This is a genomic window from Candidatus Binatia bacterium (assembly GCA_036563615.1).
Lineage (GTDB): Bacteria > Desulfobacterota > Binatia > UBA12015 > UBA12015 > DATCMB01.
The window spans coordinates 132178-156325 of record DATCMB010000014.1 but is presented as its reverse complement, the minus strand read 5'-3'; the positions used below and the strand labels follow the sequence as shown (position 1 = coordinate 156325).

Annotated in this window: 16 protein-coding genes; 7 read left to right on the top strand and 9 right to left on the bottom strand. The window is 71.3% G+C overall.

What is annotated here, in order from left to right; translation table 11 throughout:
• Positions 1–67: 67 nt before the first annotated feature.
• Positions 68–1255, bottom strand: a complete 1188-nt coding sequence (locus tag VIS07_11165; protein ID HEY8516063.1) for an acetyl-CoA C-acyltransferase — start codon at positions 1253–1255, stop codon at positions 68–70.
• A 283-nt stretch (positions 1256–1538) separates the two neighbouring features.
• Here VIS07_11165 and dtd point away from each other — a divergent pair, with 283 nt between their 5' ends.
• Both dtd and VIS07_11155 read left to right on the top strand, forming a co-directional pair.
• Positions 1539–1973, top strand: coding sequence for a D-aminoacyl-tRNA deacylase (gene dtd, locus VIS07_11160; GenBank protein HEY8516062.1), 435 nt, complete (start codon positions 1539–1541; stop codon positions 1971–1973).
• Positions 1970–3595: a hypothetical protein gene (locus VIS07_11155; protein HEY8516061.1), complete on the top strand. Its 1626-nt coding sequence runs from the start codon at positions 1970–1972 to the stop codon at positions 3593–3595. The genes dtd and VIS07_11155 overlap by 4 nt, the downstream gene beginning before the upstream one ends.
• A 98-nt stretch (positions 3596–3693) precedes the next feature.
• Here VIS07_11155 and VIS07_11150 read toward each other — a convergent pair whose 3' ends face one another.
• The 4 genes from VIS07_11150 to VIS07_11135 all read right to left on the bottom strand — a co-directional run bounded on the left by VIS07_11150 (position 3694) and on the right by VIS07_11135 (position 10775).
• The gene (locus VIS07_11150) at positions 3694–5157 is read right to left on the bottom strand and encodes a vanadium-dependent haloperoxidase (GenBank protein ID HEY8516060.1); all 1464 of its coding nucleotides are present in this window, start codon (positions 5155–5157) and stop codon (positions 3694–3696) included.
• A 267-nt stretch (positions 5158–5424) separates the two neighbouring features.
• Positions 5425–7029 (bottom strand): glycosyltransferase family 39 protein, encoded by a 1605-nt coding sequence (locus VIS07_11145; protein HEY8516059.1) that lies wholly within the window; start codon positions 7027–7029, stop codon positions 5425–5427.
• Between the two features lie 108 nt (positions 7030–7137).
• Complete coding sequence (locus VIS07_11140) at positions 7138–8931, bottom strand: ATP-binding protein (protein HEY8516058.1); 1794 nt, start codon at positions 8929–8931, stop codon at positions 7138–7140.
• Positions 8932–9026: 95 nt separating this feature from the next.
• The gene (locus tag VIS07_11135) at positions 9027–10775 is read right to left on the bottom strand and encodes a DUF1302 family protein (protein HEY8516057.1); all 1749 of its coding nucleotides are present in this window, start codon (positions 10773–10775) and stop codon (positions 9027–9029) included.
• Positions 10776–10993: 218 nt separating this feature from the next.
• Here VIS07_11135 and VIS07_11130 point away from each other — a divergent pair, with 218 nt between their 5' ends.
• The 4 genes from VIS07_11130 to VIS07_11115 all read left to right on the top strand — a co-directional run bounded on the left by VIS07_11130 (position 10994) and on the right by VIS07_11115 (position 14315).
• On the top strand, positions 10994–11515 hold the full coding sequence (locus VIS07_11130) for a dual specificity protein phosphatase family protein (protein ID HEY8516056.1): 522 nt from the start codon (positions 10994–10996) through the stop codon (positions 11513–11515).
• A 52-nt stretch (positions 11516–11567) separates the two neighbouring features.
• Positions 11568–12203: a YceI family protein gene (locus VIS07_11125; GenBank protein ID HEY8516055.1), complete on the top strand. Its 636-nt coding sequence runs from the start codon at positions 11568–11570 to the stop codon at positions 12201–12203.
• 66 nt (positions 12204–12269) lie between these two features.
• Positions 12270–13664 carry a class II fumarate hydratase gene (locus VIS07_11120; protein HEY8516054.1) on the top strand — a complete coding sequence of 465 codons (1395 nt, stop codon included), beginning with the start codon at positions 12270–12272 and terminating at the stop codon, positions 13662–13664.
• Positions 13665–13769: 105 nt separating this feature from the next.
• Positions 13770–14315 (top strand): hypothetical protein, encoded by a 546-nt coding sequence (locus tag VIS07_11115; protein HEY8516053.1) that lies wholly within the window; start codon positions 13770–13772, stop codon positions 14313–14315.
• Positions 14316–14496: 181 nt separating this feature from the next.
• Here the strand turns inward: VIS07_11115 and VIS07_11110 are convergent, their stop codons facing one another.
• From VIS07_11110 to VIS07_11095, 4 genes are all read right to left on the bottom strand, one after another.
• Entirely contained in the window at positions 14497–16962 is a 2466-nt protein-coding gene (locus tag VIS07_11110; protein ID HEY8516052.1) for an adenylate/guanylate cyclase domain-containing protein, read from the bottom strand.
• A 113-nt stretch (positions 16963–17075) separates the two neighbouring features.
• On the bottom strand, positions 17076–18512 hold the full coding sequence (gene lpdA, locus VIS07_11105) for a dihydrolipoyl dehydrogenase (GenBank protein HEY8516051.1): 1437 nt from the start codon (positions 18510–18512) through the stop codon (positions 17076–17078).
• A gap of 2 nt (positions 18513–18514) precedes the next feature.
• Positions 18515–19900, bottom strand: coding sequence for a 2-oxoglutarate dehydrogenase complex dihydrolipoyllysine-residue succinyltransferase (gene odhB / locus VIS07_11100; protein HEY8516050.1), 1386 nt, complete (start codon positions 19898–19900; stop codon positions 18515–18517).
• Complete coding sequence (locus tag VIS07_11095) at positions 19900–22713, bottom strand: 2-oxoglutarate dehydrogenase E1 component (protein HEY8516049.1); 2814 nt, start codon at positions 22711–22713, stop codon at positions 19900–19902. The genes odhB and VIS07_11095 overlap by 1 nt, the downstream gene beginning before the upstream one ends.
• Positions 22714–22870: 157 nt before the next feature.
• Between VIS07_11095 and VIS07_11090 the strand changes: the two genes are divergently transcribed.
• On the top strand, positions 22871–24145 hold the full coding sequence (locus VIS07_11090) for a patatin-like phospholipase family protein (GenBank protein HEY8516048.1): 1275 nt from the start codon (positions 22871–22873) through the stop codon (positions 24143–24145).
• Positions 24146–24148 lie beyond the last annotated feature (3 nt).

The following is a 24148-nucleotide window of genomic DNA, read 5'->3' as shown; positions in this document are numbered from 1 at the left end:
AAAGCCACGCCGCCGTCGTGTGCAGCAATCGGGCGGCGAGGGCAAGCGCCCGCGCCACCCGAGTGGATCAGATCGCCGCTTCGAAAAGACCCGCGGCGCCCATGCCGCCGCCGATGCACATCGAGACGACGCCCCAGCGCTTCTTGCGGCGCTTGAGCTCGAGCAGCAGCGTGCCGACCAGGCGCGAGCCGGTCATGCCGTACGGGTGGCCGATCGAGATCGCGCCGCCGTTCGGGTTGAGCTTCTCGGGATCGATGCCGAGCCGGTCGCGGCAGTAGACCGCCTGCGACGCGAATGCCTCGTTGATCTCGAAGATGTCGATGTCGTCGATCTTGAGGCCCGCGTGCTTGAGCAGCTTCGGAATCGCGAACACCGGGCCGATGCCCATCTCGTCGGGCTCGCAGCCGGCGAACACGCAGCCGCGGAAGAAGCCGAGCGGCTCGATGCCGAGCTTCTTCGCGCGGTCCCAGCTCATGATCAGGTTCGCCGACGCGCCGTCCGAGAACTGCGACGAGTTGCCCGCGGTGACCGAGCCGCCCTCCTTGAACGCCGGCGGCAGCGCCGCGAGGCCCTCGAGCGTCGTGTTCGGACGGTTGCACTCGTCGCGGTCGACGGTGACCTCCTTCTCGCTGGTCTCGCCGGTGGCCTTGTCCGTGACCTTCATCTTGACGGTCATCGGGACGATCTCGTCCTTGAACTTGCCGGCCTGCTGCGCGGCCGCGGTGCGCTGCTGCGAGAGCAGCGCGAACTCGTCCTGCTTCTCGCGCGAGACCTTGTAGCGCTCGGCCACGATCTCCGCGGTCTGGCCCATCGGCATGTAGATGTCTTTCTTGTGCTCGAGCAGCCAGGGGTTGAACAGGTTCTTCGTGTTGATGTCGTTCTGCAGCATGGTGATCGACTCGAGGCCGCCGCCGATCACCGCTTCCGCGCCCTCGACCTGCACCATGTGCGCCGCGACCGCCACGGCGTTGAGGCCGGACGAGCAGAAGCGGCTGACGGTGGTGCCGGGGACCGTGACCGGAAGACCGGCCATGATCGCCACGTTGCGTCCGACGTTGAAGCCCTGCGGCCCCTCGGGGAAGCCCGTCCCCATGACGACGTCCTCGATCTCGGCCGGATCGAGCTGCGGGGTCTTGCGCAGGACCTCCTTGACGCAGACCGCCGCCATGTCGTCGGGGCGGGTTTGGTTGAAAGAGCCGCGGAACGACTTGGCGAGACCGGTCCTCGCCGTCGCGACGATGACTGCTTCGCGCATGGGCATCTCCTGACCTCCGGGTGAACGGTTGAGAACCGGCCCGGTCGGCCGGCACCCCGGAAATTCGCAGTTGGAGTGCGGACACGCAAGACGCTTCGCCCCATTTGCCGAGGCGCCGCGCGCTTGGCACCCTGCGCACGCCGTGCGGTCGGGAACTGGGGCGAGGGAAAGGACGCGGCTGCGGCGTCTTGGCGCGCCGCGCGCGGGGCGTCGCGCGGTGCCGGCGCGACGCGGCGGTGCGGAGTCGGGCAGGGCGCCTTGCGCCCTGCGGGTCGGGTGACGCATGCGCGCGGTGGTGCAGCGGGTGACCGAGGCCCGCGTCGAGGTCGGCGGTGAGGTGGTCGGCAAGATCGGCCTCGGCCTGATGGTGCTGCTCGGCGTCGGGCGCGACGACGACGCGGCGGCGGCGCGCGCGCTCGCAACCCGCATCGTCGGTCTCCGCATCTTCGACGACGACGCCGGGCGCATGAACCGCTCGCTCCTCGACGTCGGCGGCGAGATGCTCGTCGTCTCGCAGTTCACGCTGCTCGCCGACACCAGCTCGGGGCGCCGACCGTCGTGGAGCGCCGCCGCGCCCGGCGAGCAGGCGGAGCCGCTCTACCGCGAGTTCATCGCGCGCGTGCGCGAGCTCGGCGTCACCGTCGCGGAGGGCCGCTTCGGCGCGCTCATGGACGTGCACCTGGTCAACCACGGACCGGTGACGCTGATCTTCGGGTGAGCGGCGCGCACGAGGCTCCGGGTCGCCCCGCGGCGCGCGCCTCGGAACGTCTCGTCTGGGCGCTGCTGCTCGCCGCCTCGGCCGCGTTCGTCGGCGCGATCGTCTTCGCGGTGCCGCCGAACATGGACGAGTACGTGCACTACCACCCGATCGCGTGCGCCGCGTTCCCGCTCGCCGCGCTGCACGACCTGCGCGCCGGCTGCGACGGGCGGCTCGACCTCGCGCTCTTCGGCCACTTCTTGCCGCTGCGCGCCTACCGCTACGCCGGTGCGAGCACCGCGCTCTGGTACTGGCCGCTCTACGAGCTGTTCCCGAGCCGGCACGGGCCGCGTCTGCTCGGCGTCGTGTCTCTGTTCTTGACGTCGCTCGGGATCGCGCGGCTCGCACGCGTGCCGTGGCGCGTCGCCTGGCTCGCGGGCGCGTTCTGCGTGCCGCTCGCCTTCACGATGATCGTCGACACCGGGCCGGTCGGCTACCAGGTGGTCGCGACGGTGTGGGGCGTCGTGCTGGTGCGCTTTCTGGTGTCGCAGGAGGAAGGCGTGGCGCGCGCTCGCGTGCTCGCGGCGAGCGTGCTGCTCGGCCTGGGGCTCTTTCTCGCGGTCGAGAAGAAGCCGTTCTTCGTCTACCAGCTGCCGGGCCTCGCGCTGCTCGGGCTCGTGCTCGGCCGTCTCGACGCGCGCGCGGCGGACGGGCGTCCGGGTTTGGTCGTCGCGGCCGCGCGCCTCGTGCCGGCGGGGCTCGTGCTCGCCATCCTGGTCGCGATCCTGGTCCACGCCGAGACGCGACGCGGCTACCCGTACCTCTACGACCTCACGCGCGTCGGCAGCTCGATCCCGCTCACCGACCTCGCCGCCCAGCTCGAGCACCTGCGCACGAGCCACCTGCTCGAGTACTTGACGGACTTCCGCACCTTCGGCCACCGCGTGTTCGGCTTCCATCCCGGAGCGCCCGAGCCCGCGACGGTCGTCTGGTGGCTGCTCGTCGTGCTGGCGGCGGCGCTCGGCCTGCGTGCCTCCAGCGAGCGGCGCGGGCTCGCGCTGCGGCTCGTGGCGTGCGTGCTCGCCGCGCTCGTCACGCTCGTGCTCGTCAACTTGAACCGTCTCACGTGGGGCGGGCACCACGTGATCGGCGCCTGGCCGTTCCTCGTCGCGGGGCTCGCGTTCGCGCTGCAGGCTGTGTGGCGCGCCGGACGTCGCGGCACGGTGGCCGTGCTGCTGCTCGCGCTCGCCGCGACGCAAGCTTGGGTCCTGCGCGACACGCTCGCGCGCCGCCCGGATCCCGTCTCGAGCTGGGACCTGGTCGCGATCCACGACCACCTCGACGCAAGCGGGCTCGCCGAGGATCACGTCGTCGTCGCGCTCGACTGGGGCTCGTACTACGTGAAGTCGCTCTACGGACCGCGCGAGCAGCTCGTCACCTGGGTCGAGCCGCTGCGCGAGCGCGAGGAAGCCCGGCGCCTGCGCGCGCTCGCGCGCCGCACCGGCCGCAAGCTCGCCGTCATCCGACGTCGCGACACCAGCGCCGACCTCGCGCTGCTCGAGTCCGAGCTCCCGCCGCTCGAGCGCCACGACGTCCCCGGCACGGCCCCCGACGCCGACTGGCAGCTCTGGCTCGAACGCTGAGGCGCGGCAGGCGAACCAGCCGGCCAACCCCGCCGAGGGAGCTCACCGGGCGCGGGCGGAGGGCCCGGTAGCACCGTCCGCCCGCACCGGCCTCAGGCTCAGGATGTGGGCGGGTACAGGTTCTGGAACACGTAGTCGGCGATGCGCCGACCCTGTGCGATTCCCTCGGTCTTGTCGAACGACCAGTGGATGCCGAGGTAGATGCGGCTCTGGCCGTTCTCCTCCTCCGCCTCCGACAGCGACACGAAGCTGCGCGGCTTGAGCTCGCGCACCCTGCCTTCGTTGTCGAGGGTGATGCCGTTGTACTCGTCCGAGACGAAGGTGAAGGCGATCTCGTCGGTGCCGAAGAAGCGGCGCAGCGTCTGGAACAGCGCGCCGCCGAAGCCCGCGTGGCCCGACGGGTAGGCCGGGAAGGGCGGCGTGAAGTTCGGATCGCCCGTGTTGCTCGCCGGCGCGCCGAACGGCGTGAAGGTCGGGTCACCGACCGTGAGCGGGTTGCCGTCGCCGGCGCCGGTCGGACCCGTGCCCTCGTCGGCCTCGCGGATGCCGGTCACGGGACGCCAGAAGTCCCAGTAGTACTTCGACTCCCAGATGCCGATCGCGGCGTCCGCCATCGCGACGTTGGCGATCGCCAGCAGCCGTGCGAGCTCGACGGTGTCGACGCCCTCCTGCTCCGCGATCGTCATGATGAGCTGGTTGTAGAGCCGCGGCGGCGCGCACAGGCTCGGCAGCCCGTCGTACGCCCAGTAGATGCCGATCGACGTCTGCTCGTCGGTGCGCTCGGTCGGCGTCGTCTTGCCGTCGCCACCGAGGCGCTTCACCTCCTCGTACGCCGCCGCGTACTCCGGGCTGTCGAGCGCGGGCGGCGGCGGCGTGCGGAACTGCGAGGACGAGGTCATGACGAACGGCCGCACCTCGCCCCAGCGTCCGCCGAGCGCGCGCGGGTCGTTGGTCACCGGGTCGGGACGCCAGCGTCCCGGCAGGTCGCTCGTCACGTAGTCGACGCCGATGATCGGCTCGGGGTGGTCCGAGCCGTCGTTCAGGCGCAGCTCGAGGATCGATTGCGCCGCGCGCCGGCCGAGGTCGATGCCGGCCTCCTTCGCCGGGCCGTCCGGGATGCCGGCGAGCGCCGTCGCGAGCTCGGCGTCGAAGCTCGGGGCCTGCGACGGGAACACCGCGACCAGGGTGTCGTGCGCCGCCTGCGCGATCGCCGCCTTCATGTCGCTGCCGGCGGTGTCCTGCGGCAGGCCGGTGTAGCTCAGGTAGCCGCCGGTGATCGCATTCACCGCCTCGAACACGGCGACCTGCACGATCGCGATCGCGCGGCTCGCGCGTCCGGGTCCGAGCTGCTCGCCGTAGACGCGGCTCTCGCCCGGCTGGACCGGCGTGTGGTCGATGCCGCTCGCGTCGACCGCGACCTGGTTCCAGTGCTTGACCCACGAGACCGGCGCCAGAGGCGACGACGGCGGCCCGCCGTCTCCTCCGCCGCCTCCACCGCAGCCAACCAGGCTCGCCAGGAGGAGAGCGCAGCTCAGCGCCGAGATTCTGCGTGGGGTTTTCAAGACGAGGCCTCCGGGATGTTCGAGCTGCTCCGAGGTGTCCGACCGCTGCGAAACAGACGGACGGCGACTGCGGAAGCTGACACGCCTCGGGGTGGGCTGGCAACCGAAGAAACGAAGGGCGGCGTGCGCGCCGGGGGCGCGGAGCAGCGGACGTGCCAGAAAACGCTCGCTTTCGCGTGGTCTGCGACGCCTCTGAGGCTTGCGTCGCTGCACGACGTCGCGCGGACGCGACGTTCGGAGCCAGGAGCGCTGCGGCGATCGAGCGCTCTAGCGAATCGTCGGCGCTCCGTCGTCCGCGGAGCCTCGGTCGGCAGCGCCCCGCCTCGCCGGCCGCAGCCGGTACACGCTCACGAGCGGACCGCGCTGCTCGCGCGACGGACGGGCCTCGAAGAGCAGCGTCGCGCGCTCGCGCAGGCGCTCGTAGAACGCGACTTGACGCGAGTAGCGCTCGGGATCGCGCGTGTACCGGCCGTACATGTTCGTGCTGATCAGCAGGTACTCCCAGCCCTCGCGGCGATAGAACGAGAGCGGGTGCTGCGACAGCGTCGACGGCGCGTACGTCTTGAAGCGCTTCGCGCGTGCGCGCGGCGAGATCAGCGGCGCGGTGTACCACTCGTATGCGATGCGTGCGCCGTCGGGGACGTTGGCGAGGAGCCACTCGAGCGCGATCACCTCGGTTGAGGGTCGAGCGTAGAGCCGCGACAGACGGATCGCCTCGCGCGTCGGGCCGATCGCGACGGCGACGGTCACGGCCGCGGCGAGCGCCGTCGCGACGGCGCGCTGCGCAGGCGCCGCACGCACCGCTCGCGCAGCAACGCTCGCGAGCTCGACGAGCGCGTGCGCCGCGAGCGCCGCGAGCACGGGCAGGGCCGGGATCACCCAGCGCTGCCAGTGGATGCCGAGCGAAGAGATGCCGACCACGAACACCGCGGCGTAGAGCGGGAGCAAGAGCGCCGCGAAGCGCCGCCGCCAGGCGAGCAGGGCGATCGCGAGCAGCGCCAGCGCGAGCTGCGGCCAGCCGATCGCCTGCGGGATCGCCTCGAGCAGGTAGAAGCGGACGTTGCCGAGAAAGCCGAGCTGGTCGATCCCGGTGTGTGCGCTCTGGTTGCGTGCGGCGACGAGGAAGCCCTGCAGCGCGGCCGACGCGTCGAGCAGCATGTACGGCGTGCTCGCGAAGAACGCGATCGGCACCGCGAGCCAGCCGGCGAGGAGCGCGCGCAGCGTCGTGCGCTCGCGCGCGCGCAGCAGAAGGTGGAGGTGCGCCGCGGCGAGCACCGCGCCGGTCGACGCCATGAGGTAGCGCGACGCGATCGCGAGCCCGAGCGCGGCTCCGGCGAGCGCCTGACGCGCGCCCGTCGGCTTGGCGAGCGCACGCAGCACGAGCCCGAGGTAGAGCAGGCCGTAGAACGTCGCCGCGCTGTCGGTGCGCAGCGGCTGCGCGTACTCGATCGCGAGTGGCGAGGTCGCGGCGAGCACGGCGGTGACCGCTGAGGTCGCAGGACCGAAGAGCAGCCAGGCGATCCACGCCGCGGCGGCGACGCTGCCGACGCCGTACGCGACGCTCAAGTAGCGTCCGGTGCGCACGTAGGGCGCGAAGCCGCCGGTGAAGAACTTGATGCGGATTCCGGGATTGGGCTTCGTCCACGAGCCGCCGTGGAACGCGGCCTCCTGCACGTGCAGCAGCGCCGCGAGCGGATAGATCACGGTCGAGCCGGGGTAGCCGAACCAGCGCGGGTTCAGATCGCCGCTCGACGCGATGCGGACGGCGGGGCGCACCAGCACGTCCTCGTCGACGTCGCGCCCGTCGGGCAGGTTGCGCTCGACGCCCCAGAGGTGAAGCCCGAGCGAGACCGCGAGCGCGGCGCCGATCACGACGAGGGCGAGACGCCGTGCGAGCGCGGAAGGCTTCTCATTCCGAATCGACGGCCGATCCACGTCAAGCGCAGACATGCGTCACTGGAATTGGCGGGACGTTGCGGATCAGCGCGCCGCGCCGCCCGCGGCGGTCGCGCTCGGCTGCGCCTCGCCGGCGGCCGACGTCCGCGGCGGCAGCGCGAGCGTGAAGGTCGCGCCGACCTCGGCGTTGTTGCGCGCGCTCAGCTGCCCGGAGTGCGCTTCCGCGATCGAGCGGCTGATCGACAGACCCATGCCGAGGCCGGTCTGCTTGGTGGTGAAGAACGGCTCGAAGATGCGCTCGAGGTCGTCGGCGCGCACGCCCTTGCCGCGGTCGCTGACCTCGATCTGCACGCGGCCCTGCGCGTCGAGCGCGGTGCGCAGCGTGACCGCGCGCGTCCCCGGCGGCGCCGAAGCCATCGCGTCGAAGCCGTTGCGCACGAGATTCATGATCACCTGCTCGATCTGGATGCGGTCGACCTCGAGCTCCGGCAGCTCGTCCGCGAGCCGCAGCTCGAGACGCACGCCGAGCCGGCGGGCCTCGGGCTCGAGCAGCTGCGCGACCCCGCGCACGAGGTCGTTCACGTCGGCGGGCTCGCGCGTCGGGTCCTCCTTGCGCACCAGCGCGCGCAGCCGTCGGATGATCTCGCCCGCGCGCAGCGCCTCGCCTGCGATGCGCTCCATCACCTCGAGGAACGTCTCGGGCGCGACCGTGCCCGAGCGCAGGCGTCGCGCGCAGCCCTTCGCGAAGCCGACGATGCTCGCGAGCGGTTGGTTCAGCTCGTGCGCGAGCCCGGCTGCCATCTCGCCGAGCGACGACACGCGCAGCACGTGCGCGAGCTCGGCCTCGTGCGCGCGCGTCCGCTCGTCCGCCTGCTTGCGCTCGCTGATGTCCTCCGCCGTGCCGAGGATCTGCAGCGGCTCACCGTGCTCCGTGCGCGTGAAGACGATGTTGCGGCAGTGCACCCAGCGCCAGCCGCCGTCCGCGTGCCGCACGCGCAGCTCGGTCTCGAGGATGCCGTCCTGCGGGATGCGCCTGAGGCGCTCGCGGGCGCCCTGGATCGTGTGCGCGAGGTCGTCCGGGTGGATGTGCTCGATCAGGAACGGCATCCCGTCGCGGTACACGTCCTCGACGGGATAGCCCAGGATCCGCGTCACCTGGCGATTGACGTAGGTCACGGCGCGCTCGGGGACGTCGAAGATGTAGAGGATGTGCGGTGTCGCGTCGGCGATGCGCTCGATGAACCTGCGCGTCTCGATCAGCTCCTGCTCGCGCTCCCGCGCCTCGCGCTCGGCGATCGCGCGCTCCATGCGCCGCAGCTTGTCGAGCTCGCGCTCCGCCGCGCGGCGTCGCTGCTCGAAGCGCCGGACCTCGAACGCCATGTACAGCGAGGCGAGGCAGGCCATGAAGATGCCGACCATCACGAGGTCGAAGTCGCGCGGCCGGGTGGTCACGAACGACGCGGCGACGACCAGCGGCACCTCGGTCGCGGCGATGGTCCCGAGCTGCGCCGGCACGCCCCACGGGAGCAGTGCCGCGACCGCGATCACCAGCGCCATCGAGACCAGCAGCGTGATCGTGATCTCGTCGACGAGGATGCTCGCGATCGCTTGACCGACGCACAGCACGACGATCGCGAGCAGCCCGAGCCCGATCGTGTAGCGGCGCGACGCGTCCGAGCGCAGGAGGACCCAGAACGTCAGCAGGAGGAGGATCTGGGCGACGCGGACCGCGGCCAGCGCGGCGAGGTTCGTCTCGCGGGCGACGAGCTCGATCGCGAGGAAGACGGCGAGGCCGACGATCAGGATGTGCAGGCCGACGCGAACCCGCTCGACCAGGAACGCCGCCTCCTCGGCGTTCTCACCCGTCGCCGTCGCCACCGGTCGCGTGGGAAGCTCGGCGCCTCCGCGGGGCGTCATGAGTCGCCGATATGCGACGCCCCGCGGAGCGAGTCAAAGCTGTTCCTCGTGCGACCTCACAGAACGTACTCGAGCTGCACGCGGACGTTCGAGCGATCGCGCACGAGGCCGATCTGGTAGCGGTACACGCCGCTGTTGATCGTCGTGTAGTCGACGATGAAGCGCCACGGGTCGCGGGTGAAGCGCAGTCCGGGCTGGAACAGCAGCATGCCCTGCCAGTCGTAGAACATGTTGAAGCCCGGCGTGACCTGCAGGTTCACCTTCGTGAACGGCGCGTGCACGTTGTACGTCGTGTTGATCGCGAACGTGTGCAGGAAGGTGTCCTCGACGAGCGGGATCGTGCGCTGCGAGTTGTTCGGCTCGGGCACCGGGATCGACTGCAGCTCCTGGTAGTCGAAGATGTGCCGGTAGAAGAACTGCGTCGAGATGAACAAGGTCTGCTGCGGATTGATCCAGCGCACGAGCTGGTTCGTGTCCCATCCGATCGCGAGGTTGAAGGTGTCCTGACGGCTGACGGTGTCGAACTCGCCGTTGATCACCGGGAGCAGGAAGTTCTCCGCGAAGTCGGCGGTGACGCCCTTGCCCGGGAAGCCGCGCTCGGTCGGTCCGACGAACAGCGCCTCGTCCTTGAACCACGCGATCTCCGAGCGCAGCACGCTCTTGAGCGACGGCAAGGCCGTGGTCATCGAGGCGCCGTTGACCCACACGAGCGGCGCGAACTGCTCGGCCGTCAAGACACTATTCGGCGCGTAGCCGGGATCGTCGGGACGCGCCGCGCGAAAGCGAACGGCCGGGATGTCGAGCATCGTCTGGTAGCTCGCCAGCGTGAAGGTGAAGTCCTCGAGGTTGAAGACGAAGCGCCCGCCGCCGCGCAGATTGTGGAAGGTGCGGCTCGGGCCGATCTGGTCGGACAGCAGCACGCCGCTCGGCGGCCCGAGCGGCGTCGCCCACGGCGAGCCGGTCGGCGGCCCGGGGATGAACGCGACCGTGTTGTCGAACGCGACGTAGCCCTCGACGAAGGCCTGGTTCATCGGCCCGAGCGAGCCGATGTTGTAGCTCGCGCGCAGCATGTTGAGCGGCACGCGGCGTTCGTCGAGGTCGATGAAGAAGCCGCCGAAGCTCGAGTCGATCGGGTTGATGTTGTCGAGCAGGCGGAACACGTCGGTCTCGCCCCAGGCGAGGTTCTGGCGTCCGAAGCGGATGAAGACCGGACCCTGCTCCCAGTCGATGAACGCCTGGAACAGCCGGTTGCGATAGCTCGCGACCTCGCGCAGGCGGTGCCGCGTGCGCTGCAGGCGGCTCGTCGCGAGATCGGTCGAGGATCCTCCCTGACGCAGGATCTCCTCGATCTCCTGACGCGACTCGAGGTTGTTGCGGTACGCGCTCGGGCCGAAGTCGTAGATGCCCTCGTACTCGCCGCGGTACGTCAAGTTGTATTTGAAGGACGTCACGCTCTTCGGGAGGATGTCGCTCCACCAGTCGAGCAGGTCGTGATTCCACTTGACCTCGAGGAAGTAGCGGTTCTGGATCAGGTTGCCGGCGCCCGAGTAGGGGAACGTGCCGCCGAAGCTGCAGGTGTTCGGGTCGGCGGGGCAGGTCGGCGGCTGATTTCCGGGCCGCGTCGACTGCTTGGCCATCGTGCCGATGCGCGCGTTGACGTACGCGCGGATGCTGACGTTGATCGTGCCGTCCTCGTTGATGGGGATGGCCCGCGCCGTTTCGGCCTGCGCAGCGAGGATCAGCATCGCCGCGCCGATCGCCGCCGCACTGCTCGTGAGTCGACACCTCGAAAGCCCGTACGCCATCGCAATCCCCTCCTTTGGATTGACGACGAACTGCTGTTCTGGATGGACGGCCGAACTGCTCTTCTGTCGGGGCCGCGTTAGAGCACGAGCCGCGGCGGCGCGCGACCGATCGCGGGAGCGCTCGCGACGCGGTGCGTCTCCGAAGCCCGGGTACGCTGCTGCGCCTGCAAAGCTCGTACGCCGTTGCGCGGCGGCGGCGCGCTGGCTAGGTCGAGCGCGTGTTGGGTCCGTCTTGGTATCGCGGCTCGTCGCCGTTCGTGCGCTCGGCGGGCAGGCCCGGCTTGTCGCCCCTGCTCGACGGCCAGCTCGTGGTCGGCGAGTACCCGACGCCCGCGGACGCCGTCTGGCTGCGCGAGGAGCACCGCATCGACGCCGTCGTGAGCCTGCAGGACGACGCCGACCTCGCGAGCAAGAACCTGCGTCTCGCGGAGCTCGTGCAGGCGTACGCCGAGGCCGGGATCGCGTTCCACCACCATCCGGTCGCCGACGGCGACGCCGAGGATCTCGCGCGCTCGCTTCCCGCGATCCTGGCGCGGCTCGAGGAGCTGCTCGCCGCGGGACGTCGCGTCTACGTGCACTGCAACGCCGGCTTCAACCGCGCACCGACGGTCGCGATCGCCTATCTGCGCGCGCACCGCGGGATGTCGCACGAGGAGGCTTGGCGCTCGGTGAAGGAGCGCCGCTCGTGCGCGCCCTACCGCCGCGCGCTGGAGCTGTTCTTCGGTGAACCGGTTCCTTGATCGTCTCTCCTGTCCGTCTCGCTCGGCCGCGACGCGGAGCTCGTCTCGTGACGTGCTCGCAGCGTTCGTCGGCGCGCTGCTCCTCGTCGTCGCGGTGGGGAGCGCCCGCGCCGAGCCGTACCTGATCGACTACGACGAGAGCCTGCTCGTCGTGCGCGTGTACCGCGCGGGCGTCGGCTCGGTGTTCGCGCACGACCACGTCGTGCGCGCGACGCGCTGGGACGGCTCGCTCGACGTCAACGAGGCGCCGGTCGCGCTCGCGGTCGACGTCCGCGTCGACGTGCAGGGGCTCGAGGTCGACGAGCCCGAGATGCGCGAGCGCTTCGGCCTCGACGGCGTGCTCTCCGACGACGACCGCAGGAAGATCCGCGAGACGATGCTCGGTCCGACGCAGCTCGACGCCGCCGCGCACCCCGAGATCCGCTTCCGCTCCTCGGAGATCGACCGCGCCGACGGCGGCTTCCGCGTCGGCGGCGAGCTCACGATCCACGGCGTCACGCAGCGGGTCGTCTTCCCCATGCAGGTCGAGCGCAACGGCGTCGAGCTGCGGGCGCGCGGTGCGCTGCGGGTCAAGCAGTCCGACTTCGGCATCGAGCCGTACAGCGCCATGCTCGGCGCCGTGCGCAATCAGGACGAGATCGACCTGCTGTTCGACGTCGTCGCCCGCCCGCTTCGCGCCAAGCGTTGACCGCGGCGTGACGCCCCGGTCGCCCGCCGTGGTACAAGGGAGCCATACGGCTCAGGAGGCGGGCGCATGGGCATGCGAACCGAGACCGACAGCCTGGGACCGATCGAGGTCCCGAGCGACGTCTACTACGGCGCGCAGACGCAGCGCGCGATCGACAACTTCCCGGTGTCGGGGCAACGCTTCCCGCGGCGCTTCATCGAGGCGCTCGGGCTCGTCAAGTGGGCCGCGGCGAAGGAGAACGCGGCGCGCGGGCTGATCGACACGAAGCTCGCCGACGCGATCGCGCAGGCCGCGGAGGAGGTGATCGCGGGCAAGCACGATCGCGACTTCGTGGTCGACGTCTTCCAGACCGGCTCCGGCACGTCGACCAACATGAACGCCAACGAGGTGATCGCGAACCGCGCGATCGAGCTGCTCGGCGGCGAGAAGGGCAGCAAGACGCCGGTGCACCCGAACGATCACGTCAACGCGGCGCAGTCGTCGAACGACGTGATCCCGACCGCGACGCACATCGCGGCGCTGCTCGCGTTGCGCGACGACCTCCTGCCCGCGCTCGAGAAGCTGCGCGCGAGCCTCGCGCGCAAGGCCGACGAGCTCGCGACCGTGGTCAAGACCGGGCGCACGCACCTGATGGACGCGGCGCCCGTGACGCTCGGCCAGGAGATGGCGGGCTACGCGGCGCAGATCGCGAAGGGGATCAAGCGCGTGCGTGCGGTGCTGCCCGAGCTCGAGGAGCTCGCGCTCGGCGGGACGGCGGTCGGCACGGGGCTCAACGCGCCCGAGGGCCACGCCGCGGCGATCATCGCGCGCATCGCCGAGCGCACCGGGCTGGATCTCCGGGAGGCCGAGAACCACTTCGAGGCGCAGGGCGCGCGCGACGCGTGCGTGTCGGCGAGCGGCGCGCTGCGCACCGTCGCCGTGAGCTTGATGAAGATCGCCAACGACCTCCGCTGGCTCGGCTCGGGACCGCGCGCCGGCCTCGGCGAGATCCGTCTGCCCTCGCTGCAGCCCGGCTCGTCGATCATGCCCGGCAAGGTGAACCCGGTGATCCCGGAGATGTGCCGTCAAGTCGCGGCGCAGGTGATGGGCAACGACGTCGCGGTGTCGATCGGCGGCGCGCTCGGCGACTTCGAGCTCAACGTCATGATCCCGGTGATCGCGTCGAACCTGCTGCAGTCGATCGCGATCCTGTCGCGCGCCTGCGTGCTGCTCGCCGAGCGCTGCGTCGACGGCATCGAGCCGAACCTCGAGAAGTGCCGCGCCGACGCCGAGCGCAACCTGCAGATCGGCGCCGCGCTCAACACCGTCATCGGCTACGACCGCGCCGCGAAGATCGTCAAGGAAGCCGAGGCGAGCGGCCGCTCGATCCGCGAGGTCGCGGCGGAGCAGGGCGTGCTGTCACCCGAGGAGCTCGAGCGCGTGCTCGACCCGCTGCGCCTGACCCGCGGCGGCGTCATCTGAAATGCGCCATGCAGACTCGGGGCGCGATTTCATGATTGCCGTGCACTTCCCAGGCGCGCTGCCGCTGGCTAGCTTGACTGTCCGTCTCCTCGAGGTACCGCAACGATGCCCGTCGCGTTCGACACGCTCGCCTACGCCCGCCGTCTCGCCGGCGCGGGGGTGCCTGAAGAGCAGGCGGCGGCGCATGCGGAGGCCCTGGTGAGCGCGCTCGGCGAAGAGCTCATCGTCCGGCGCGATCTCGAGCCGCTGGCGACGAAGGAGGACCTGCGGCGGTTGCGCGACGAGCTGCTCGACCGCGCCGAGGAGCTCGACCTGCGTCTCGAGGCGCGTCTCGAGGCCCGGATGGAAGAGCTGGAGCAGCGGCTCGGTGCGCGGATCGACGTGCTCGAGCAGCGGCTCGGTGCGCGGATCGACGAGGTGGAGCAGCGGCTCGGTGCGCGGATCGACGAGGTGGAGCAGCGGCTCGGTGCGCGCATGGACGCGCTCGAGCAGCGGCTCGACAAGCTCGAGCACCGCGTGGAGGAGCTCGAGCGTCGCTTCGGCGAGCTCAAGATCGAGCTCCGCGAGATGGAGAACCGTCTGCTGCTGCGCGTCGGCGCGATGATCGTCGGCGGGTTCGGCGTGCTGACGGCGGCGCAGGCCTGGCTCTGAGCGCGTCCGCCGGTGGGAACCGCCGCCGGGGCTTGGGTGACCGTGGGCGCGGGACGCGAGGCCCGCGCCCGGCGGCACGCACGCTTCGGCGTCGGTCCCCACCGCACTGCCCCGCCGCGGAGCACGCCCGACGCGGCGTCCGCGAGGCAAAGCGTCGCGCGCACCGTCAACCAGCGCCCGCTCACGAGACGCGGTCGAGCAGCCGGTACGTGAGCTGCGGCTGCGCGAAGCCCTTCAGCGTCAGCTCGCCGACCAGCTCGGTGCGCACCGTGTCGCGCAGCTCGGCGGCGACGCGCGCCGTGATCAGGATCTCGCCGGGCGCCGCCGCGGCGCTCAGCCGCGCCGCCAAGTTCGACACCTTGCCGATCACGCCGTAGTCGCGCCGCCCCTCGTAGCCGATGAAGCCGCAGGTCGCGTAGCCGCTGTCGATGCCCATGCCGACGTCGATCGCGTAGCCCTTGCGCGCCCAGCCCTCGCGCAGACGGCGCACGTCGTCGCGCATCGCGAGCGCCATCTCCGCCGCGCGCCGCGCGTGGTCCGGCTGCTCGAGCGGGTCGTTGAAGAACACCATGAAGCCGTCGCCGGCGAAGCGCTCGAGCGTGCCGCCGAACTCCGCGATTCGCCGCCCGGTCGCCGCGTGGTACTCGGCGAGCGTCGCCATCACCTCCTCGGGCTCGACGCTCTCCGAGAACGACGTGAAGCCGCGCAGGTCGGCGAACACGACGGTGACGAGCTTGCGCTGGCTGCGCAGCTCGGCGGCGCCGCCGCGCGCCATCACCTGGTCGATGATCTGCGGCGGGAAGAAGCGCTTGAGGTCGGCGAACTCGAGCTCGCGCGCGCGCAGCCGGTCGGTGGCGCGCACGCGGAGCAGCGCCTGCGACGCCTGCTGCGCGACCGTCGACAGCGCGTCGATCTCGGCCGCCTGGTAGACGTCGCCCGTGCTGCGCGCGCCGACCGCGAGCCCGCCGATGACGCGGCTGTCCTCGAGGATGGGGATCAGCAGCTCGGCGCGCAGACGATCGAAGCCCGCGTAGCACTCGTCCTTGACGTTCGAGAACTGCGGGTCGACCGCGATGCGGTCGCGCAGGATCTCCTTGCGCGTCGTGCGCAGCAGCAGCACGACGGTCTCGTCGCCGAGCGGCATCGTGCCCGAGACCGGCGCGCCGTCGCTCGAGCGCACGCGCTCCTCACCACCGGTCGTGCCGGCGAGCAGGAACGCGACGCTGCTGCGCGCGTCGCACAGCCGCTCGGGAGCGCGCGTCAGCACGTCGAGCACGTCGTCGACGGTGCCGCACGTCGCCATCTCGTTGCCGATCTCGCGCAGCAGCTCGGGGAAGTGCGCACGCTGCGGATAGAGCCAGTCGTCGAGCCAGGCGTCGAAGTGCGGCCAGACGTAGAGCAGCGGCAGGAGCAGCAGCGCGACCGCGTACGGACGCACCGACACCAGCGCGACCGCGAGCAGCGTCAAGACGCCGACCACGGTGGCGTAGATCAGCGCCCGCCGCACCGCGATGCGCGCGTTCATCAGCTCGGGGCGCAGCGTGATGCGCGCCAGCGCGACCACCAGGATGCCGAGCGCCCAGAACGCGAAACGCATGTCGAAGCCGGTCACGCCGATCGCCTGCTGCGCGAGCTGCAGGACGACCAGCGGGCCGAGCCCGAAGACGATGCCGGCGAGCAGGATGCGCGCGCGCTGCTTGACGAGCGCGTCGCGCGAGCGCACCGCGTGCTCCGCGCAGCGCACGACGAACAGCACGATGGCGGCGACCATCGCGACCGCCGCGGTCGTGCGCGTGTAGGCGAACGGGCCGACGAAGCCGAGCCGCCAGGCGACGAGGTTGTAGAGGCCCTGCGCGACGCCGCCGCCGTAGATCAGCCACAACGCGCCGCGGCCGCGCAGCAGCAGCCGGTGCGGCACGGGAAAGGCGAGCGCGAGGTGGTAGGGCACGAACGCCGTGACGCCGATGATGAAGCGAAAGTAGACCGACGCGAGGAGATCGCGGTCGTCGGTGATCGGCACGAAGATGGTGATCAGCGCGGCGCCGACGATGGTCGCGAGCGCGTACAGCGCCCAGCTCGTGATCTCGTAGGGGCGCAGCGCGAAGACGAGCGTCCCGACGACGAAGAAAAGCAGGCCGATGAGCCCGCTGCCGCCCTCGGTGAAGAGCGCGTCGTGCCAGTCCCAGAGCTGCACCGGCACGGTGACCTCGCGCACCGTGCCGTCGATGCGCTCGAAGGTGATCGTGTTGCTCGCGCCGAGCTCACGGCGCACCGCGGGGATGCGCTCCGTCAGACGGTCGAGGTCGGAGAGCGCCACGCCGTTCACCGCGAGCGCGATCCCGCCGCCGCGCAGCCCGGCGTCCGAGGCGTCGGGCCGCGTCGGCGACACGACGCCGCCGTCGATCAGGAAGCCGACGTCGGGCTCGCCCACTCGCCGCAGCTTGTCGGCGACCGTGATCCAGAGCCCGAACAGGAACACCGCCAGCAGGAGGACGAACAGCGCCTTCTGCCCGAGCGTTCCCGCGGCGAGGCGCGCGCGCGGGCTCTCCGTCGTGCGTCGCGGCGGCACCTCGCGCAGCGCTCGGACGCGGTGGGGACGCTGCGGCGGCGCCTCGAACCTCGCGCCCGGGATGGCTGCGGGGGGCATCTCGAGGCGGCATCCTAGACGGTTCGCCCGAATGCCGCACGCGTCGGCGCGCGATCCGGCGCCGCCGTCGATCGCTCGAGGCCGAGGCCCGCCCGTCGCGCCGCTACGGGTCGCTAGACGTGCAGCGCGCGCCCGTCGACCGCGAGCGCCGCCTCCTTCATCGCCTCGGGCAGCGTCGGGTGGGCGTGCACCGAGCGCGCGATGTCCTCGGAGCTCGCGCCGAACTCGATCGCCACCGCGGCCTCGGCGATCAGGTCGGACGCGTGCGGGCCGAAGACGTGCACGCCGAGCACGCGGTCGGTCTTGGCGTCGGCGATGATCTTCACCTGGCCCTCGATCTCGCCCATCGTCTTGGCGCGTCCGTTGGCGGCGAACGGGAACTTGCCGATGCGGACGTCGAGGCCGCGCGCCTTGGCCGCCTCCTCGCTGATGCCGACGCTCGCGAGCTCGGGGAAGGTGTAGACCACGTTCGGGATCGCGTCGTAGTTGACGTGCCCGGCCTTGCCGGCGAGCAGCTCGACGCAGGCGACCCCTTCCTCCGACGCCTTGTGCGCGAGCATCGGACCCGCGATCACGTCGCCGATCGCATAGATCCCGGGGACGTTGGTCGCGTAGCGCTCGTCGACGACGATCCGCCCGCGCTCGTCGAGCGCGACGCCGACCTGCTCGAGCCCGAGCAAATCCGGGTAGGCGCGCCGTCCGACCGCGACCAGGACGACGTCGGCGCCGAGCTCGGCGGTCTTGCCGTCGCCCGAGCGCAGCGTCAGGCGTACGCGCTCGCCCTCGACGCTCGCCGACTCGACGCGCGTGTCGAACTTGAACGCGAGACCTTGCTTCGCGAGCGAGCGCTCGAGCAGCTTCGCCATCTCGCGGTCCATGCCCGGCACGGCGCCCGGCGTGAGCTCGATCACCGTCACCTTGCTGCCGAGCCGGCGCCACACCGAGCCGAGCTCGAGCCCGATCGCGCCCGCGCCGACCACCGCGAGCTCGCCCGGCACCTCGGTGAGCTCGAGCGCGCGCGTCGAGTCGATGATCCGCTTGCCGTCGAACGGCAGCCCGGGAAGCGCGATCGGCACGCTGCCGCTCGCGATCAGGATCGCCTTGGTGTCGAGCGTGCGCTCGCCGCCGTCTTTGTCCTTGACGACGACCTGCCCGGGCTTCGCGATGCGCGCCGTGCCGGTGACCTGCTCGACGCCGTTCTTCTTGAACAGGCCGGCGATGCCGCGGGTCATCGTGGTGACGACGCGCGTCTTGCGCTGCATCATCTTCGCGAGGTCGACCGACACGCTGCCGACCTCGATGCCGTGCTCGGCGAAGTGCTTGCGCGCCGCCTCGTAGAGCTCGCTCGAGTGCAGCAGCGCCTTGCTCGGGATGCAGCCGACGTTGAGGCAGGTGCCGCCGAGCGCCGGGTCCTTGTCGACGCAGGCGACGCGCATGCCGAGCTGGCCCGCGCGGATCGCCGCGACGTAGCCGCCGGGTCCGGCGCCGATGACGACGAGATCGTAGGGTTGTGCGCTGGCCGCGTTCGCGGCGGGTCGCTCGGACGCCACGGTCAGAGCCCGAGCAGCAGTCGCGTCGGGTCTTCGAGCGCTTCCTTGACGCGGACCAGGAACGTCACGGCGCCCTGTCCGTCGACGATGCGGTGATCGTAGGACAGGGCGAGGTACATCATCGGTCGGACGACGATCTGGTCGTCGACCACCACGGGGCGCTTCTCGATCTTGTGCATGCCGAGGATGCCGCTCTGCGGCGGGTTCAGGATGGGCGTCGAGAGCAGGGAGCCGTAGACGCCGCCGTTGCTGATGGTGAAGGTCGCGCCGGAGAGATCGTCGACCGAGAGCTTGCCGGCGCGCGCGAGCTCGGCGAGGCGCGCGATCTCGCGCTCGATCTCGGCGAACGACAGGCGGTCTGCGTTGCGCACGACCGGCACGACGAGCCCGCGCTCGGTGCCGACCGCGACGCCCATGTGGACGTAGCGGCGGTAGACGATCTCGTTGCCCTGGATCTCTGCGTTGAGCTCCGGCACCTCGCGCGCCGCGTGACAGCAGGCGGCGACGAAGAACGACATGAAGCCGAGCCCGACGCCGTGCTTCTTCTGGAACGCCTCCTTGTAGCGCGTGCGCAGCTCGATGATCGCGCTCATGTCGGCTTCGTTGAACGTCGTCAGGATCGCGGCGGTGTGCTGCGCCTCGACCAGGCGGCGCGCGATCACCTGACGCATGCGCGACATCGGCACGCGCTCCTCGAGCTGGGCTTCGTCGCCGAGCTCCGGACGCGGCGCGCGCGCCGGCGCGGCGGCGCGCGCGGCGGACGCGCTCGGCGCGGAAGCCGCAGCGGCACCGCTCGACGCGGAGGTCGCGGATGCGGCCGGCGCCGAGATCGGCGTGACCTTGCTCTTGCGCTGCTCGGCGAGCTCGAGCACGTCGGCCTTGGTCAGGCGGCCGTGCGGGCCCGTGCCCTCGACGCCGCTGACGTCGAGGTTCTCCTCGGCGACGATGCGGCGCACGGCCGGGCTGAGCGGCTGCTCGGCCGCGGGCTTCGCCGACGCGACGGACAGCGCCTGCTCGGTCGGCCTCGCGGACGTCGACGGTGCCGCGGCGGGCGCGGGCTTGGACTCTGTGCTTGTCGCCGCAGCCGCGGGCGCCGGCTTCGCCGCTTCGGGCGCAGCCTGAGCAGGCTCGGTCGCGCCGGCCGCGGCGCCCTCGGCGGGCTCGATCACCGCGACGACGTCGCCCTCCTGCACGGTCTCGCCGGCCTTCTTCAGCACCTTCAGCCGACCCGACTGCTCGGCCGCGAGGTCCATGTTGGCCTTGTCGCTCTCGAGCTCGAGGATCGGCTCGTCGGCCTGGACCAGCTCGCCGTCCTGCTTGATCCAGCGGCCGATGACGGCCTCGCTGACCGACTCGCCGAGCGACGGGATGCGAACCTCGAACGCCATCAGCGGGACCTCGCCGCGGCCTGCGCCTTGGCCGCGTTCGCGATGCGACGCGGACGGGTCGCGGGACGCTCCGGAATGCCGTCGAACACCGCCGCGAGGAGCGCCGCCTGCTCCTTGCCGTGCAGGCGGTACGAGCCGGTCGCCGGGCTCGCGGCCTCGTCGCGGCCGGCGTAGCGCAGCGAGCGGTCGCCGAGCAGCGGCGGCAGGTGCTGCGTGATGTACCACCACGCACCCATGTTCATCGGCTCCTCCTGCAGCCAGACGACGTCACGCGCATTGGGATAGGCCTCGAGCACCTCGGCGATCCGCTGCGCCGGGAAGGGGTAGAGCTCCTCGATGCGGATCGCGGCGACGCGCAGGTCGGCGCGGTCCTCGCGCGCCTTGGCGAGGTCGTAGAACACCTTGCCCGAGCAGAACGCGATGGTCGTCACGCCGTCGGGATCGAGCGACACCGGATCGGGCAGCACCGGCTGGAACGTGCCCTCGGTGAAGTCCTCGATCGCCGAGCTCGCCGCCTGCGCGCGCAGCAGGCTCTTCGGCGACATGACGATCAGCGGCTTGCGGAACGGGCGCAGCATCTGGCGGCGCAGGAGGTGGAAGAACTGCGCCGCGGTGGTCGCGTTGACGACCTGCATGTTGTCGTCGCCGCAGAGCTGCAGGAAGCGCTCGAGCCGCGCGCTCGAGTGCTCCGGACCCTGGCCCTCGTAGCCGTGCGGCAGCAGCATCACGAGGCCGTTCGCGCGCTGCCACTTCGACTCGCCGGCGGCGATGAAGGTGTCGATGATCACCTGCGCGCCGTTGGCGAAGTCGCCGAACTGCGCTTCCCACAGCGTCAAGATCCGCGGCGCCGCCGACGAGTAGCCGTACTCGAAGCCGAGCACGGCGGCCTCGGAGAGCATGCTGTCGATGACCTCGAAGGTCGCCTGCGTCTCGCCCTCGCGCGCGATCGCGTTGAGCGGCACCCACTCCTCGCCGGTCTCCTGGTCGTGCAGCACGGCGTGGCGGTGGCTGAAGGTGCCGCGCCCCGAGTCCTGACCCGAGAGGCGCACCGCGGTACCCTCGAGCAGCAGCGAGCCGTAGGCGAGCATCTCGGCGCAGCCCCAGTCGATGCCCTTGCCGCGTCGGACCATCTCGAGACGCTGCTCGTACTGCTTCTTGACCTTCGGGTGCGCGTGGAAGCCTTCGGGGATGCGCGCCGCGCGCTCGGCGATCTGCTCGAGGCGCTCGCGCGGCACGGCGGTGTGCGCGGTGCGGTCCTCGCCGGCGGGGCCGAGCCCGCTCCAGGCGTCGCCGAAGCTGAACACCTCCTGACGCGGCCGGAAGTCGCGCGCGTAGGAGAGGGCGAGGTCGAGGATCTCGTTGACCTCCTTGCGCACGCCGTCGAGCTCTTCGGGCCGGAAGCCGTGCTGCTCGACGAGCCGCGACGCGTAGATCTTCGGCGTGCCGGGGTGCGCCGCGATCTTCTTGTACATCGTCGGCTGCGTGAACGTCGGCTCGTCGAGCTCGTTGTGGCCGTACTTGCGGTAGCAGACGAGGTCGATGACGACGTCCTTGCCGAAGCGCTGGCGGAAGCCGAGCGCGAGGCGGACGGCCTGCACGGCGGCCTCGGGGTCGTCGCCGTTCACGTGGAAGACCGGCGACTCGATGATGCGCGCGATGTCGGTCGCGTAACGCGTCGGGCGGCCCGAGGACGGCGGCGTGGTGAAGCCGATCTGGTTGTTCACCACGATGTGCACCGTGCCGCCGGTGTAGTAGCCGGGCAGGTGCGAGAGCAGCAGCGTCTCCGCGACGATGCCCTGGCCGACGAACGACGCGTCGCCGTGTACCAGCACCGGCACGACCTTCTCGTGGTTGCGGTCGCCGAGCAGCTGCTGCTTCGCCCGCACCTTGCCCTCGACCACGGGGTTGACCGCCTCGAGGTGGCTCGGGTTCGGCGTCAGCGAGACGTGCACCGTGCGGCCGTTGCTCGCATGGTGGTCGCGCGAGTAGCCCTGGTGGTACTTGACGTCGCCGTCGCCCTGCACCCAGTCCGGGAGCGTGCTGCCCTCGAACTCCGAGAAGATCATCTCGTAGGGCTTGCGCACGATGTTGGCGAGGACGTTGAGACGTCCGCGGTGCGCCATGCCGAGCACGAGCTGCTCGACCGACATCTTGGCGCACTCCTCGATCAGCATCTCGAGCATCGGGATCAGCGTCTCGCCGCCCTCGAGCGAGAAGCGCTTCTGCCCCGGATACTTGACGTGCAGGAACTGCTCGAAGGCTTCGGCCTCGACGAGCTTGGTGTAGATCAGCATGCGCGTCGAGCGGTCGAGGTCGGGGACGTTGCGCGACGCCTCCATGCGCGTCTCGAGCCACTCGCGCTGCTCGGGATCGCGGATGCCGGTGTACTCGACGCCGAGCGTGCGGCAGTAGGTCTCGCGCAGGGCCTGCACGAGCTCGCCGAGCGTCGTGGGCGGCGGCTCGCCGCGGAACCCGCCGGGATCGACCGCCCGCTCGAGGTCGGACTCCTTGAAGTTGAAGCGGTCGATCGTGAGCAGCGGGTGTGCGCCCAGCGGCTCGCTCAACGGGTCGATGTGTGCGAGCAGGTGGCCGAGGTCGCGGTACGCCGCGACGAGACCGTAGGTCTTCGGCCGGTCGCTCGTCGCCGGAAGCCCGTCGGCGCCGAGCACGGTGGCTTCGGCACGTCCGGTCTCGACGCCGGCGAAAAACGCCCGCCAGGTGGGTTCCAAGCTCTCTGGGGCGCGACGGTATTGCTCGTACAGCCGATCGATGAACTCGGCGTTGGCGCGGTTCACGAAGTCAGGCGCTGACAACGGTTCTCCCCATCCCCCCGATTCGGCCCCGCGGTCGCCGCGAAGCGCACACGGGGCAGTCATCTTTGTAGCGCGTTTGACGAGTCTGCCCAACTTCATCGGCCGCATTGCGTGTTTTGATTGATCCGCCGCCCGGGAACCGGCAGGAGGGACGCGCATGGCCGCCGCGCCGCAGGGGCCGAGAATCGCCGTCGTGCTCTCGGGCGGTGGTGCGCGCGGCGCGTACGAGGCCGGGGTGCTGTCCTACGTCCTCGACGAGCTGCCGCAGCACCTCGGCCACCCGGTCCGCTTCGCGATCGTCACGGGCACGAGCGTCGGGGCGATCCACGCCTGCTACCTCGCCGCGACCGGCGCGACCCCCGGCAGCGGCGCGAAGCTGATCGAGCTGTGGCGCTCTCTATCGCTGACGCGCGTCTACCGGCTCGGCGTCGCGGACCTGCTGCGGGTGCCGCTCTGGCTGCTCGGACGCGTCGGCCGGCCGGCGCCCGCGCACAAGCCGCACGGCCAGGGGCTCGCGCTGCCGGGCCTCTTCGACACCACGCCGCTCGAGGACATCGTCGCCCACCAGGTGAGCTGGGCGCGGATCCGCGGCAACGTCGAGCGCGGCGTCATCGACGCGCTCGCGATCACCGCGACCGAGATCGCGACCGGGCGCTCGGTCGTCTTCTTCGAGAGCCGCGACGGCGCGGCGCCGCACTGGCCCGACGACCCCTTCGTGATCGCGCGCCCGACGCGGATCCGCCTCGACCACGCGCTCGCCTCGGCCGCGATCCCCGTGCTGTTCGCGCCGCGGCGGATCGACGGCACGTTCTACTGCGACGGCGGGCTGCGGCTGAACACGCCGCTGCTCCCCGCGCTGCGCCTCGGCGCCGACCGCGTGCTGGTCATCGGCCTGCGCCACCGCCGCCCGAGCGACGTCGAGGACCGCATCGCGCGCCAGCGCGAGCTGTCCTACCTCAATCCCGCCTTCCTCGCGGGCAAGGTGCTGAACGCGCTGCTGCTCGACCGCGTCGAGAACGACGTCCAGCAGCTCCGGCTGATGAACGCCGTGTTCGAGACCGGGCTGCGCGAGTACGGGCCCGACTTCCTCGACCGCCTGAACCGCACGGTCGAGAAGATGCGCGGCACGCCGCTGCGCGTGGTCCCGTGCTGCTTCATCCAGCCGTCGCACGACCTCGGCGAGCTCGCGGGCAAGAGCCTGCCGTCGCGCGGGGCGCGCACGGAGCTCGCCGACCGCGTCGCCGGCGCCGCGATGCGCGCCGCCGCGCGCGGCGCCTTCACCGACAAGGACCTGCTGTCCTACCTGCTGTTCGACTCGGCCTACACGCAGCCGCTGATCGAGCTCGGGCGCGCGGACGCGGCGGCGCAGCACGACGAGCTGCTCGAGCTGCTGCGCGACGTCGAGCCCGCGCAGCGCGCGGCCGTGTCCTGACGA